At 62.4% G+C, this 13,297-nt stretch carries 17 protein-coding genes and 1 tRNA gene; 9 read left to right on the forward strand and 9 right to left on the reverse strand.

What is annotated here, in order from left to right:
- Positions 1-2: 2 nt before the first annotated feature.
- The 4 genes from AB7951_RS23365 to AB7951_RS23380 all read right to left on the reverse strand — a co-directional run bounded on the left by AB7951_RS23365 (position 3) and on the right by AB7951_RS23380 (position 1,805).
- Positions 3-224 carry a hypothetical protein gene (locus AB7951_RS23365; RefSeq protein ID WP_441256064.1) on the reverse strand — a complete coding sequence of 74 codons (222 nt, stop codon included), beginning with the start codon at positions 222-224 and terminating at the stop codon, positions 3-5.
- Positions 224-598: a hypothetical protein gene (locus AB7951_RS23370; RefSeq protein ID WP_441256065.1), complete on the reverse strand. Its 375-nt coding sequence runs from the start codon at positions 596-598 to the stop codon at positions 224-226. The genes AB7951_RS23365 and AB7951_RS23370 overlap by 1 nt, the downstream gene beginning before the upstream one ends.
- Positions 595-1,281, reverse strand: coding sequence for a helix-turn-helix domain-containing protein (locus AB7951_RS23375; protein WP_441256127.1), 687 nt, complete (start codon positions 1,279-1,281; stop codon positions 595-597). Before AB7951_RS23375 ends, AB7951_RS23370 begins: the two co-directional genes overlap by 4 nt.
- A gap of 447 nt (positions 1,282-1,728) precedes the next feature.
- Positions 1,729-1,805, reverse strand: a tRNA-Pro gene (locus tag AB7951_RS23380).
- Positions 1,806-1,898: 93 nt separating this feature from the next.
- Between AB7951_RS23380 and AB7951_RS23385 the strand changes: the two genes are divergently transcribed.
- From AB7951_RS23385 to AB7951_RS23395, 3 genes are read left to right on the forward strand one after another with little or no spacing between them, the layout of a single operon-like run.
- A complete protein-coding gene (locus AB7951_RS23385; protein WP_439062193.1) occupies positions 1,899-2,894 on the forward strand; it encodes an L-threonylcarbamoyladenylate synthase in 996 nt (331 codons plus the stop codon).
- Positions 2,895-2,933: 39 nt separating this feature from the next.
- Positions 2,934-4,391, forward strand: coding sequence for an FAD-binding oxidoreductase (locus tag AB7951_RS23390; protein ID WP_439062192.1), 1,458 nt, complete (start codon positions 2,934-2,936; stop codon positions 4,389-4,391).
- Positions 4,388-4,816: a GNAT family acetyltransferase gene (locus AB7951_RS23395; RefSeq protein WP_092139459.1), complete on the forward strand. Its 429-nt coding sequence runs from the start codon at positions 4,388-4,390 to the stop codon at positions 4,814-4,816. Before AB7951_RS23390 ends, AB7951_RS23395 begins: the two co-directional genes overlap by 4 nt.
- A gap of 1 nt (position 4,817) precedes the next feature.
- Here AB7951_RS23395 and AB7951_RS23400 read toward each other — a convergent pair whose 3' ends face one another.
- On the reverse strand, positions 4,818-5,573 hold the full coding sequence (locus AB7951_RS23400; protein ID WP_120288446.1) for an SOS response-associated peptidase: 756 nt from the start codon (positions 5,571-5,573) through the stop codon (positions 4,818-4,820).
- Positions 5,574-5,634: 61 nt separating this feature from the next.
- Here AB7951_RS23400 and AB7951_RS23405 point away from each other — a divergent pair, with 61 nt between their 5' ends.
- From AB7951_RS23405 to AB7951_RS23420, 4 genes are all read left to right on the forward strand, one after another.
- Positions 5,635-6,150 carry a hypothetical protein gene (locus AB7951_RS23405; protein ID WP_439062191.1) on the forward strand — a complete coding sequence of 172 codons (516 nt, stop codon included), beginning with the start codon at positions 5,635-5,637 and terminating at the stop codon, positions 6,148-6,150.
- A 4-nt stretch (positions 6,151-6,154) separates the two neighbouring features.
- Positions 6,155-6,577 carry an NUDIX hydrolase gene (locus tag AB7951_RS23410; protein ID WP_244558193.1) on the forward strand — a complete coding sequence of 141 codons (423 nt, stop codon included), beginning with the start codon at positions 6,155-6,157 and terminating at the stop codon, positions 6,575-6,577.
- Positions 6,578-6,657: 80 nt separating this feature from the next.
- Positions 6,658-7,032 carry a TIGR02301 family protein gene (locus AB7951_RS23415; RefSeq protein ID WP_439062190.1) on the forward strand — a complete coding sequence of 125 codons (375 nt, stop codon included), beginning with the start codon at positions 6,658-6,660 and terminating at the stop codon, positions 7,030-7,032.
- A 15-nt stretch (positions 7,033-7,047) separates the two neighbouring features.
- Entirely contained in the window at positions 7,048-7,683 is a 636-nt protein-coding gene (locus AB7951_RS23420; RefSeq protein ID WP_441256128.1) for an HAD hydrolase-like protein, read from the forward strand.
- 98 nt (positions 7,684-7,781) lie between these two features.
- Here the strand turns inward: AB7951_RS23420 and AB7951_RS23425 are convergent, their stop codons facing one another.
- Complete coding sequence (locus tag AB7951_RS23425; protein ID WP_184513523.1) at positions 7,782-9,056, reverse strand: acyl-CoA dehydrogenase family protein; 1,275 nt, start codon at positions 9,054-9,056, stop codon at positions 7,782-7,784.
- A gap of 132 nt (positions 9,057-9,188) precedes the next feature.
- Between AB7951_RS23425 and AB7951_RS23430 the strand changes: the two genes are divergently transcribed.
- Complete coding sequence (locus tag AB7951_RS23430; RefSeq protein ID WP_439062189.1) at positions 9,189-9,968, forward strand: enoyl-CoA hydratase-related protein; 780 nt, start codon at positions 9,189-9,191, stop codon at positions 9,966-9,968.
- Positions 9,969-9,979: 11 nt separating this feature from the next.
- Here the strand turns inward: AB7951_RS23430 and AB7951_RS23435 are convergent, their stop codons facing one another.
- From AB7951_RS23435 to AB7951_RS23445, 3 genes are read right to left on the reverse strand one after another with little or no spacing between them, the layout of a single operon-like run.
- Positions 9,980-10,354 (reverse strand): DUF6285 domain-containing protein, encoded by a 375-nt coding sequence (locus AB7951_RS23435; protein WP_184513521.1) that lies wholly within the window; start codon positions 10,352-10,354, stop codon positions 9,980-9,982.
- Positions 10,355-10,411: 57 nt separating this feature from the next.
- Complete coding sequence (locus tag AB7951_RS23440) at positions 10,412-11,410, reverse strand: phosphotransferase family protein (protein ID WP_439062188.1); 999 nt, start codon at positions 11,408-11,410, stop codon at positions 10,412-10,414.
- A 3-nt stretch (positions 11,411-11,413) separates the two neighbouring features.
- Positions 11,414-12,208: an enoyl-CoA hydratase/isomerase gene (locus tag AB7951_RS23445; RefSeq protein ID WP_231078070.1), complete on the reverse strand. Its 795-nt coding sequence runs from the start codon at positions 12,206-12,208 to the stop codon at positions 11,414-11,416.
- A gap of 218 nt (positions 12,209-12,426) precedes the next feature.
- Here AB7951_RS23445 and AB7951_RS23450 point away from each other — a divergent pair, with 218 nt between their 5' ends.
- Positions 12,427-13,218, forward strand: a complete 792-nt coding sequence (locus AB7951_RS23450) for an SDR family NAD(P)-dependent oxidoreductase (protein ID WP_439062187.1) — start codon at positions 12,427-12,429, stop codon at positions 13,216-13,218.
- Positions 13,219-13,297: the final 79 nt, after the last annotated feature.

Consider the following 13,297-nt stretch of genomic DNA (forward strand, 5'->3'; position numbering starts at 1 on the left):
CGTTACGCGTGACGATCGGGTAAAACCTCAAGGAGCGCTAGATCCTCGACAAGACTGCGCGTTGCCTCGCTGATAGCTTTGCCATCATCTGCCTTGTTCGGATCAAGCCGACGGCCAGCGGTCAGCATTGCAGACAGGTTTGCTTCGTCGGTCCAGAACTCGACGCGCACGAGCCCGGCATTGCAACGCTGGCGCCGGCGCTTTTGTCGCTGAGCGGCCGACATCACGCGATCTCCCAGATCAGCACGCCACCGCGCGCGGGCTTGTCGTAGGTCATGGGATATCCAGCGGCAGACAGGACGTGCGCATGCGTGCGGTCCATGTCGCTGACGGTGGCAGCCCCAAGATTGATCAGCAGGCCAGCGCAGTCGAGGCGCGCGGCTGGTGCCACGGGATGGGCTGCGAACAGGTCATAGGCGGACCAGCCAAGTTCATCGGCGCGGGGCGCCCACTGGCCCAGGAACCACCGTGAGCTCGCAAGCATTCGGCGCCATCGGTTGTCCGCGAAGCCCTTGATTGGCTCCGCGCGCTGTTCCAGATGCGACAGGCCGTTGCGCCATTCGGTCGGACAATGGTCTAGGTTGAACGCTGCGGTCATGCTGCCACCGGGGCTGAGCCTGGTGGCGTGACGTAAGGCACGATGAACGCGTTGTAGCGAGTGCTGGTCTTCGGCAGCGGCGTTTTGATTGCCTGGTGGTATCGCCGGATTAGGTCGCCGCCGGGACTGTCGAGGTCGACGAGGTATTTACCGTTCCCAGCTGGCTTCGCCCAAGCCGGAAGCGGCGCGCGCTCACTGGAGCGCAGCGCGCCGTTTTTGGCGCCGCCAAGGTTTAAGATTTCTAGGTTTCTAGATTCAAGGTTTTGGGTGTCACCGGTGACACTAGGGTCCGGTATCGATTTGTCACTAGGGGGAGTGACATCAGGGACACTAGCTAGTGTCTCCTGTGACACTAGGGTGGTGCCTTCAGTGACACTAGCAGCCTTCGACCAGATGAAGGTGAAGCTATTCGACTGCATGCCACCACGGAGGCTCTTCGACTTAGCGCGCGATGTTCGACCGACCTTAATCCAACCATCAGCTTCGAGCTCTTTGACGGCACGCATCAGCTGTCGGCGCCCAACATTGATGCCATCGGCGAGGGTCGCGTAGCTGGGATTACACCGGCCAGTCTCGCCGTTGCGGTGCCATAGCATCCTTGCCAGTGCGAGCTTTGCGACCGGCGACAGCTTGCGATCGGTCACTGAGGCCTGGAGCAGCTTCCAGACGTCTTTGAAATCCACGGTGGTCAATGGATGGCCCTCCATACCGGAAGGCTTCCAAAGTCGCGCCCGTGCTCGGCAGCTCGGCTACACGCTTCGTTGAGACTGTCGCCATGCCATAGCGGCATTATCCCGCCGGCGCCGTCGTGCCACCGAACCTCATACCCGCCGGGAAGCGGAACCAGTTCGATGCTTTCTTCGCCCTGATGCTGCCGGCTCATCGGGCCACCGCAAATGCGAGGGCTGAGATAGCGAGGGCAGTCTCATAGGCAAAACCGAATCGCGCACGCAAACGATTGGCTTGCCGCTCCGCTCCCGTTTCGGTAATGCTGGGGGTGCTGTTATCCGAAATGCGATTGGGGGCTGCCTTTCCAGAGGCGGCCCTTCGCGTTTCTAGGGTATCGGGAGGCTTGCGGCCTTTTCTGTCCCGATAACTGTCCCGGTAAGGCTCTGAATGGCCTAAAAACGTGGTCGGAGTGGCAGGATTCGAACCTGCGACCCCTGCGTCCCGAACGCAGTGCTCTACCGGGCTGAGCCACACTCCGACTAAGAGCGCGGCTTATAGCCTTGGGTTTCGCATCCTGCAAGAACCCCGGTAAAGAAGCCTGACCAATTTTGAAGACAAGGATCTGCCCCGCATGGCCGTAGGCCTGACCACCCGGATGAGCCCCGCCGACGCCGCCCATATTGCGGAGGCGGCGCGCTGCCTGCGCGCGGGCGGGCTGCTGGCGTTCCCGACCGAGACGGTCTACGGGCTCGGCGCCGATGCCGCCAATCCGCGGGCCGTGGCGGGGATCTATGAGGCCAAGGGCCGGCCGTCGTTCAATCCGCTGATCGCCCATGTAGCCGATCTCGCCGCTGCCCGGCGCATTGCCCGATTCGATGCGCGCGCGCTGGCGCTTGCCGAGGCGTTCTGGCCGGGGCCGCTGACGCTGGTGCTGCCCAAGGCGGCGGACTGCCCGGTGGCCGATCTGGCCACCGCCGGCCTCGACACCATTGCCATTCGTGTGCCGGCCCATCCCGTGGCCCACGCGCTCCTGCAGGCCTTTGGCGGTGCCGTGGTGGCGCCGTCAGCCAATATCTCCGGGCATGTCTCGCCGACCACCGCAGCCCATGTGCTGAGCGATCTGGATGGCCGGATCGACATGATTCTCGATGGCGGACCGGTTGAAGTGGGCGTTGAATCCACCATCGTCGGTTGTTTCGACACGCCGATGCTGCTCCGCCCCGGTGGCCTGCCGCGCGAAGCGATCGAGCGGGTGTTGGGCCAGCCGCTGGCGAGCCCGCCGGACGACCCCGCAAGCGATACAAACCAGCCGCTGGCGCCGGGCATGCTGGCCTCACATTATGCGCCGCGGACACGGGTGCGGCTGCTGGCCGAGGCCGTGAATCCCGGCGAGGCGCTACTGGCTTTCGGATCGGCCCCGCTCCCGGGCATCGAGTCCGCCGCCGCTGTCCTGAATTTGTCTGAACAGGGCGATCTCGGGGAAGCCGCCACCAATCTTTTCGGCTATCTTCGCGCGCTCGACGCCGCTGCTATGGCTTTGGGCGCGAGCGGCATCGCGGTGATGCCGGTGCCAAATCACGGACTCGGCGAAGCCATCAATGACCGGCTGCGCCGCGCCGCCGTGTAACTCGAACGCAAGACCAAGAAACGCGCTTAGGGAATAGTTATGAATATCGTCCAGCCGAAGCCGCCCACGCTTTCTCCCGAAACCATCGCGCGCTTCCGGGCCATCGTCGGCGACAAATACGCCATCACCGATCAGGCCGACGTGCACCAATACGTCACCGAGGATCGCAACCTGTTTTTCGGCACCTCGCCGCTGGTGCTGCGCCCGGGCTCTACTGCCGAAGTCGCCGCGATCTGCAAGCTCGCCACCGAGACCCGCACCGCACTGGTGCCGCAAGGCGGCAATACCGGGCTCGTCGGCGGCCAGACGCCTTATGGCGGCGAGGTCGTGCTGTCGATGCGCCGGATGGACAAGGTGCGCGATCTGGACACCTCGTCCAACACCATGACGGTGGAAGCCGGCCTCGTGCTGCAGGTCGCGCAGCAGCGCGCCGCCGAAGCCGACCGGCTGTTTCCGCTGTCGCTGGGCTCCGAAGGCAGCTGCACCATCGGCGGCAATCTCTCCAGCAATGCCGGCGGCACGACCGCCCTCGCCTATGGCGTTGCGCGCGAAATGGCCCTCGGCCTCGAAGTCGTGCTCGCCGATGGCCGCATTCTCAACGGCCTGTCGAAGCTGAAGAAAGACAATACCGGTTACGACCTGCGCAATATCTTCATCGGTGCCGAAGGCTCGCTCGGCATCATCACTGCGGCAACGCTGAAGCTGTTTCCGAAGCCGCGCGCGGTCGAGACCGCCTTTGTCGGCCTGAAGTCGCCAGACGATGCGCTGAAGCTGCTCGGCATCTCCCGCTCTGAGGCCGGCGGCAACCTCACCAGTTTCGAACTGATCGCCGATATCGCGGTGGATTTCAGCGTCCGCCATGGCATCGGCATTCGCGACCCGCTCTCCAGCAAACACGCCTGGTATGTCTTGATGGAATTGTCGTCGGGACGCGACGATGCCCGCGCGACACTGGAAGCGATCCTCGAACGCGGCTTTGAAGACGGCATCGTGGATGACGCCGTGATCGCCGAGAATATCGCCCACCGTCAGGCGTTCTGGAAACTGCGCGAGGAAATCTCGCCGGCACAGAAGCCGGAAGGCGGATCGATCAAGCACGATATCTCCGTGCCGGTCGCTTCCGTGCCCGCCTTCATCGCGGAAGCCAATGCTGCCGTCGTGAAGCTGATGCCCGGCGCACGTCCGGTGCCATTCGGCCATCTCGGCGACGGCAACATCCACTACAATGTCACGCAGCCCAAGGAAACGCTCGGCGACAGCGACGGCCGCGAGAAATTCCTGGCGCGCTGGCACGACGTCAACGAAGTCGTCTTCGACGTTGTGCTGCGCATGGGCGGTTCGATCTCCGCCGAACACGGCATCGGCCAGATGAAGGCGGCTGAGCTGCCCTCGGTGAAGGACCCCGTCGCCATCGAGCTGATGCGCAGCTTGAAGGCGATGCTGGATCCGCTGAACATCCTCAATCCGGGCAAGGTGCTGCTGCCGGTGCAACATTGAAAGTTGCCCGGCTCGTCGACACCGACATTCAAGCGGTCGTTCAGCTCTGGCTGCGCTGCGGACTGGTGCGGCCCTGGAACGATCCGGAGGCCGATATCAGGCTGGCGCGCGCAGGCACCAATGCCGATGTCCTGGTCGGTCGCAAGGGAAGGACCATCGTCGCCTCCGTGCTGGTCGGCCATGATGGCCATCGCGGCTGGGTCTATTACGTCTCGGTCGATCCCGACCACCAGCGCCAGGATTTCGGCCGCGGCATCATGAGTGCAGCCGAAGACTGGCTGCGCGAGCGCGGCATCGAGAAGATGCAGCTCATGGTGCGCTCGGATAATACCAAGGTGCAGGCGTTTTATGAGTCGCTCGGCTACGGCGAACAGAAGCGCGTGATCTATGCCAAGTGGCTCGACGGACGGCCGCTGACGCCCTGAACTAGAACAATGATCCCTGCCCGTCGTCCTCGACCACCACGACCTTGCGCGGCGCCCTCATCGGCTTCACCTGCTCCACAGCGGCCTCTTCCGCCGAGATCGGCAGGATCAGTTGCGCATCGTCATTGGCCACCTTGTTGACGGCCATCGCCACCGGATGCCAGGCGAAGGTGCCGTCTGCGGGCGCAGCGAGCATCGTCATCACGTCGGACGCGCTATCCGAACTGCAATCGAGCCACTGGCCGAAATGATCGGGTGCGATCGTCACCGGCACGCGATGGTGCAGTACCGACATGCCCGTGCTGGCTTCCGCGGTGATGATCGCAACCGTGTCGACTTCTTCGCCGTTCGGTCCCATCCAGGTCTCCGCAAGACCTGCGAATCCCATAGGCCCGCCTGCACGTGGGTGGATAAAATACGGTTGTTTGCGTTCACCGCGATTTTGCCATTCGTAATAGCCATCGGCCGGAATCAGACAGCGGCGGCGACGAATCGCGTTTTTGAAGGCCGGCTTTTCTTGCACCGTCTCGGCGCGTGCATTAATCAGAAGCGTAAACTTCCGCGGGTCCTTGACCCAGGAGGGCAAAAGGCCCCATCGCATTAGACGGAAATGCCGGGATCCGTTTTCAACGATGACAACAGGAACCGGCTGCGTCGGCGCAATATTGTACCTCGCAGGAAAATTCGGTTGCTCGATATAACTGAATACCTGCCGTAACGCTTCCGGCGCTGATGTAATGACAAACCGCCCGCACATTCTCGATCCGCAATCCTGCCTCTTCAGGCGGTTTTAACCCAAAACACCAACAGTGCGACATATGACCCTGACGGCCATACAACCGGCGCAGCATGACCATCACGATCTGGCCAGTGCCGGTGCCGGCCCCGTCGCGTCCGCTGCCGAGCTGATGGCCGCCAATATCAATCCACGCACGGGTCTGGCGACCGACTATCTCAATCACTTCAATGAAGCCATCATGTTGCTCGAGCTGATCCCGGACATGCCGGACTGCTATGAGCTGTTCCTGGAATGGCAGCCGCTCAGCTATGCCGAGCACTTCATCAAATCCAACTTCAAGGCCCGCGATCTCGCCATCGCATCCTATGAGGCTGCACGCCCGGCCATCCGTGCAGAATTCGATACGCTGGTGGCGAACATGACGCAAATCCTGACGACTGTCGGCGAAGCCATGCGCACCGTGCAGCAGGACCGGACCCGCGCTATGCTGGCCGAGCAGGCTGCCGGCTGGGTCAAGCCGATGGTCGGAACGGCCGGCGGCATCATCAACGGCCGCGATCAGGAATCCGACGTCGACAGCATCATGGCGCAATGACCTCGTGACCGACACGCCTCCCGCTCATCCACAACTCGCCACCAGCGCCGCCATCTTCCGGGATGGCAAGGTACTGCTGGTCCGCCGCGCCCGTTCGCCCGGCAAGGGCTTCTATTCACTGCCCGGCGGACGCGTGGAATTCGGCGAATCCCTCGCCGTCGCTCTCGCGCGCGAGGTGATGGAGGAAACCGGACTGACCATAGACATTGTCGGCCTGTCCGGCTTTCGCGAAGTGCTGCCGAACGACAAGGTGGCCGGCCACTACCTGATCATGGCCTTTGCCGCTCGCTGGGTGGCTGGCGAGCCCGAGCTGAATGACGAACTTGACGATTTCCAGTGGGTCGCGCCGGACGATCTCGGCGCCTTCAAGACCACCGATGGCCTCGGCCCGATCCTCGCCATGGCGGAAGATCTGGTCGGACCATAGATAGCTCCTTGCGGCACCAGAAGCGTTGCCTTGCTTCAGGCGCCTTGAAAAGGCATATCAGCCGGGTTCCGGGACCATTCATGTTGAAGCATCTGCTCATTATTCTGACGGTCGTGACGTTTTGCGCGGGCTCTGCCCGGGCGCAGGACGCGGCCGCGCCGTTCGACAATGACCTGCAGCGGATGTCAGAAATTCTCGGCGCGCTGCATTACCTGCGCGGCATCTGCGGCAATAACGAAGGCAACAAGTGGCGCAACGAGATGCAGGCGCTGGTCGATGCCGAAACGCCGTCCGGCGAGCGCCGCGCCCGCATGATCGCCGGCTTCAACCGTGGCTATAACGGCTTCCAGCAGACCTACCGGACCTGTACGCCTGCTGCCAGTATCGCGATCCGCCGCTATATCGACGAAGGCTCGCGGATCTCGCGCGACCTCACCGCAAGGTATGCGAACTAGATGAAATCACCTGCGATCGACACGGTCTTCTTCGACCTCGACGGGACGCTGACCGATCCCAAGATCGGCATCACGGGCTCGATCCAATATGCGCTCGGCAAGCTCGGGCTTCCCGTCCCGACACAGGACGAACTGACCTGGTGCATCGGCCCGCCGCTGCGTACCAGCTTCGTGGCACTGCTTGGCGGCGAGAAAGATGCCGATCGCGGCGTTGAGCTCTATCGCGAACGCTTCGGCACTATCGGCCTGTTCGAGAACACGCTTTATGATGGCGTCATCGCGACGCTCGATACGTTGCACGCAACAGGCCGCCGGCTGTTTGTCGCCACCAGCAAGCCACACGTGTTCGCCGATCGCATCGTCGATCACTTCGGCCTGCGCAAGTATTTCACGCGTGTGTTCGGCTCGGAACTCGACGGTACCCGCGTCGACAAGAGCGATCTGCTGCGCTACGCGCTCGATGAAACCTCGACCGATCCCGCACGTGCGATCATGATCGGCGACCGCAAGCACGATATCATCGGCGCAGCGAATAACGGCATTCCGGCGATCGGCGTGCTCTATGGCTATGGCGGCCGCGAGGAGCTGACGAGCGCCGGGGCGAAGCATCTGGTGGCTTCGCCTGTGGAGATTCCGGGTCATATCAACTAGTTGTAGGATGGGTAGAGCGTCTTCGCGAAACCCATCAATCACACACGACCAAAAGATGGGTTTCGCTGCGCTCTACCCATTCTACAATAATCGCAATTTCAATGCTTCCCCGCGCCCATATAGCCGAACAGGAATCCCGCGACCTTGCGTTTCTGGATTTCTTCGCTGCCTTCCGTGATGCGGTAGCGGCGGTGATGGCGATAGATGTGTTCGAACGGCTTGTGCCGTGAATAGCCCATGCCGCCGTGCACTTGCATGGCGCGGTCGGCAGATTCGCAGCACAGTCGGTTGGCCCAGTAATTACACATGGACACCTTGTCCGACAGCGTATGCTCGACCTGCGCCTGGGTGAGCTGATCCATCTCCCACGCCGTCTTGCGGATCAGGAGCCGCAACATCTCCGCCTGCGTCGCCAGCTCGACCAACGGAAACTGGATGCCCTGGTTGCGCGCCAGTTCCTCGCCGAACGGCTTTCGCTCGCGCGCGTATTTCACGCTCTCATTGATGCAATAGACCGCGGCGCCGAGCGAACTCGCCGCCTGACGGATGCGGTTCTCATGCACGAAGCACTGCGCCAGCGACAGACCACGACCGATCTCGCCGAACAGCGCATCATCCGGCACAAATACATCGGTGAAGGACACGCGCGGATGGTCCGTGGGCATGTTGAAGGTCCACATATATTCTTCGATCTTTACGCCTGCGGCCTTGGCCGGCACCAGGAAACAGGTGATGCCGCGCGCATCGCCATCGTTCCCCGACGTGCGCGCGAACAGCGCGCAATGCGTGGCCACGTGCATGCCCGTGGTCCACATCTTCTCGCCATTGATGACCCAGCCCTTGACGCCGTCACGCGTCGCCTCGACTGCCGTCGTCTCCATATGCGTGGCGTCAGAACCATGCTCGGGTTCGGTGAGGCCGAAGGTGATGCGATATTTGCCGGTGATCGAGCCCTCGATCATCTCCTTCTGGTCGTCGCGGCCATAGCGATCCAGCATTGTCACCAGCGGAAGATTGCCGACGATGGAATGTTCGTTCTGCAGGTCGTTGTGCAGGCCAAGGCCCTTCGACGCGAAATGCTCGCGGATCACGGCCATCCAGAGATTGCTGCCGTCTTTGCCGCCATAGCGCTTCGGGATTGCGAAGCGCAGATGGCCGGCGCCGTCGGCGAGATTCTTCGCCTGACGCAGCAACTGCTCCCATTCATGTCGCGGCAGCCCGCCATTGTCGAAATCGGTGCGCGCCCATTCGCGGCGATGATCGAAGAAGCGGATATTGTCATCCCGCTCTTCGAGCGGCTTGATCTCGCGCAGGATGAATGAATCGAGTTCAGCGAGATAGGCGACCAGGTCGGCCGGCAGGGAAAAATCCAAGGCGCTCTCCCGATTGTTTTCCGAGCTTTGTTGCTCTTGTTAATCGAGCGATTAAGATGGCATCGTCCGATCAAGTCAAGCGCGCCCGCGCGGCGTAAATTCTGCCTAACGAAAAACAAAAGGGAGGCCGCGATGGCTCTGCAATTCTCAACCGTGACCCGCAAGGGACCGATCACCATCGTGACGCTGTCGCGTCCGGAAGTTTACAACGCACTGCACACCGATGCGCATACCGAGTTGCACGAGGTGTTCAACGACTTCGCTAGCGATCCGGAACAGTGGGTGGCGATCGTCACCGGCGCCGGCGACAAAGCGTTCTGCGCTGGTAATGACCTCAAATGGCAGGCCGCCGGCGGCAAGCGCGGCTGGAACACGTCGGGCTTCGCCGGCCTCACCGCGCGCTTCGATTGTGACAAGCCGATCATCGCTGCGGTGAACGGCGTCGCCATGGGCGGCGGCTTCGAGATTGCGCTGGCCTGCGACCTCATCATCGCTGCGGAAAATGCGACCTTTGCCCTGCCCGAGCCGCGCGTCGGCCTCGCCGCACTCGCCGGCGGCCTGCAGCGCCTGCCGCGCCAGATCGGCATGAAGCGCGCCATGGGCATGATTCTCACCGCACGCCATGTGAAGCCGCAGGAGGGCTATGAGCTCGGCTTCGTCAATGAAGTGGTGCCCCAGGGCGAGGCCCTGAATGCCGCGCTGCGCTGGGCCGAGACCATCTGCCAGAACTCACCGATGTCCATCCGCGCCTCCAAGCAGGCGATCCAGAAAGGCATGGCGGTGTCGCTGGAACAGGCGATTACCGAGCAGCGCGAATATCCCGCGGTGAAGGCCATGGCAGCGTCGGAGGATTATGTGGAAGGGCCGAAGGCGTTTTCGGAGAAGCGCAAGCCGAACTGGAAGGGGAAGTAGCGCCGCGGCGCTTACTTCGGTTCCAGCTCGCGTTTGTACGCCGCGTAATTCGGCTGATCGACGGCGAGCTTCGCCAGTGTCGTCTGCCACAGATGCTCTTTCACACCAGGCGTCGTGAGATCGATGTCGCCTTGCGCGATGCGGTCGGCAAGATCCTGGTTCAACCCGTCGAGCGTGCCATGCACGCCGAGCAGCATCGTCAATCCATGTAGCTCGGCGGCGTCGCTGTCGCCGGCGAGCGTGAGCTGCCGGGTCACCAGATCGAGCGCGTTGATCGCGACCCGCAGCTTGAACGCCGCATGGCCCGAGATCTGAGGCGCAATGTCGTTGCGGAGAAAATCCGAGACGGCCTTCACCAGTTCATCGGGTCTCGGTTCATCTTGCATGTCATCACCTTGTTTTGCGCATGATCTGATCCGAAAACCGGTCGCCACTTTTCGGGATCATGCGCGCGGCGCCAATAGCCGTAACAGATCGATCTCCGTCTCCGACGAGCGCCGTCCGATCATCGCGCGCTCCATCGAATGATCCGGGCCGAGACGAAACCGCTGCATCATGCCAACGCACATCACGCCCCAGCGCAGCGTGCCCATCACTTCCCAGAATTTCACGCGTGCCACATCGACGGCGATGCCGCTGGCCGCCTCATAACCCGAGAACAATTCCTCATAGACGCCGAAACCGCCGACCGGCTTGTCGATGACGCCGAAGCGCCAGGAATTGACGCAGATCCAGCCGAGATCCTCCATGGGATCACCGAGATGCGCCAGCTCCCAGTCCAGCACCGCGCAGACGCCATCGGGCCCGATCATCAGATTGCCGTGACGGAAATCACCGTGCACCAAAGTGACGCGCTCGGATGGGCCGGGATCGTTGTCGCGCAACCAGCGCAGCGCCAGCTGGAACACCGGGCGCGGCCAGCCAAAACCGTCGATCTCACGCTGTAATTCGGCGATTTCTGCGGCGGCAGTCATGCGGCGCAGTTGCGGCAGGCTTGCAGCGGACAGCCCGTGAATGCCGGCAAGGATCTCGCCGCATTGCCGGGCGAGTTTGGGCCGTGCGTCGGCGAATTCTTCGTCGCGCAAAATCTTGCGCGGGATGGTTTCGCCAGCGACTCGCTGCATGATGAAGCCCGTTCCCAGATCGTCATCCGGTCTGAGAACGTGCAGCACCTTCGGCGACGGTACGCCAGCATCAAAGGCCAGCTGCATTAGCACCGCTTCGGCATCGAGCCCTGCGGCTCGGCCGGGCGCAGCACCATAGCCCGACGGGGCGCGACGCAGGATTGCGCCGATGGCGCCATCAGGATGCGTGATGTCTAACGACCACGTCTCTTGGCTGGCGCCACCAGACAAACGCTTTGCATCCGTCACGCCGGTGGCGCCATTGCACCACGACGTGACGCTGCGTGCGAGCAGCTCCGCGACGGAAGCTGAGCTCAAGGCCTATTTGCCCGTGAACTTGGCCGGACGTTTTTCCAGGAACGCCGCGACGCCTTCCTTGAAGTCCGGCGACGCACCGGCCGCGCGCTGCGATTTGACCTCGAGATTGATCTGGTCCTCGAAGGAATTCTCCGGGCTTTCCCAATAGAGCTTGCGGATCAGCGACAGTGCGATGGTCGGGCCGTTGGCGAGTTCATGGGCGAGCTTCATGGCTTCATCCATCAGCGCCGCATCGTCATAGACGCGGTTGACGAGGCCCCATTCCAGCGCCTTCTCGGCCGGCAGCTTTTCACCAAGCAACGACAGTTCGACCGAACGCGCCTTGCCGATCAAGCGCGGCAAGATCCAGGTCGAGCCGCAATCCGGCACCAGGCCGATACGGCGGAACGCCTGCAGGAAATAGGACGAGCGCGCGCACAAAATGAGATCTCCCATCAGCGCGAAGCTCATGCCGGCGCCGGCGGCGGGACCATTCACCGCAGTAACGATCGGGCAATGCAGGTTCTGCAGCCGGCGCAGAAACGGATGGAAGGCGGTCTCCAGCGTGGCGCCGGCGTTGCTGCGCGCCTTTGTGAGCTGATTGTTGCGCCCCTGAAGATTGGCGCCCGTGCAGAAGGCACGGCCGGCACCGGTGAGGACCACGCAGCGCACGTCGGCCTTGCGATCATCGATCTCGTCCAGCGCCTCGCCCAGGCCGCCGAGCATGTCGACCGACACCGCGTTCATGACCTCCTGATGATCGAGCTTCAGGATGGCGACATTGCCGTCGAAATCGAGCGTGACGTGTTTGAACTGCATGGTTTCCTCACGAGATGATCCGCGTGTTTATTCCGCGGTGTGGAAGCTTTGTCTGGGCATGATCTGATCCGAAAACCGGCATCCACTTTTCGGGATCATGCGATTGTATGTCTAGCGGCATATTTGATTTTTCGGACGCGCTTGTCCATGCTTCCTGGGGAACACCAGCCCACCGACGGACGCACGGCATAACGTGCGCCAAACATGGAAACGCTGACATGGCAACGTCTACACAGATATTCGACCTCAGCGGCCGCGTGGCCGTCATAACCGGCGGCAATGGCGGTATTGGCCTCGGCATCGCGCAGGCGCTGGCCACCGCCGGTTGCAACGTCTCGATCTGGGGCCGCAACGCCGAGAAGAACAAGGCCGCGGCTGCCACCATGGCGGACTGCACCGGCAAGGTCGACACGCTGGTCTGCGACGTCACCGACACCGCCTCGGTGAAATCGGCGATGGATGCCACGCTCAGGACATTCGGACGCGTCGATGGCTGCTTCGCCAATGCCGGCATCGGCGGCGGCGGCCGGCACAATTTCATCGACCGCACCGAAGAGCAGTGGCGCACCATGTTCGCGACCAATCTGGACGGCGTCTTTCATGCCTTCCAGGTTGCCGCGCGCCACATGACCGAACGCGCCGAAGCCGGTGACAAGTTCGGCCGGCTGGTTGCGACATCGAGCCTTGCCTCGATCTTCGGCACCGCGCGCAACGAGCACTATGCGGCGACCAAAGCGGCGATCAATGCGCTGGTGCGCGCGCTGGCCGTCGAACTGGCACGGCAGGGCGTGACAGCCAATGCGATCCTGCCGGGCTGGATCAAGAGCGACATGACGGCCGGGATCATGGGCAACGAGAAATTCGTCGCCAATGTCATGCCGCGCATTCCGGTGCGCCGTTTCGGCGAACCATCGGATTTCGGCGGCATCGCGGTCTATCTGATGAGCAAGGCGTCATCGTATCACACGGCGGATACATTCGTGATAGATGGCGGGTATACGGCGTTCTAACCACAAACGCTGTCATGCCCGGACTTGATCCGGGCATCCATCTTTGCCCCTGCAGCCAATGAAGATGGATGGCCGGGTC

Source organism: Tardiphaga sp. 285_C5_N1_2, assembly GCF_052076065.1.
Lineage (GTDB): Bacteria > Pseudomonadota > Alphaproteobacteria > Rhizobiales > Xanthobacteraceae > Tardiphaga > Tardiphaga robiniae.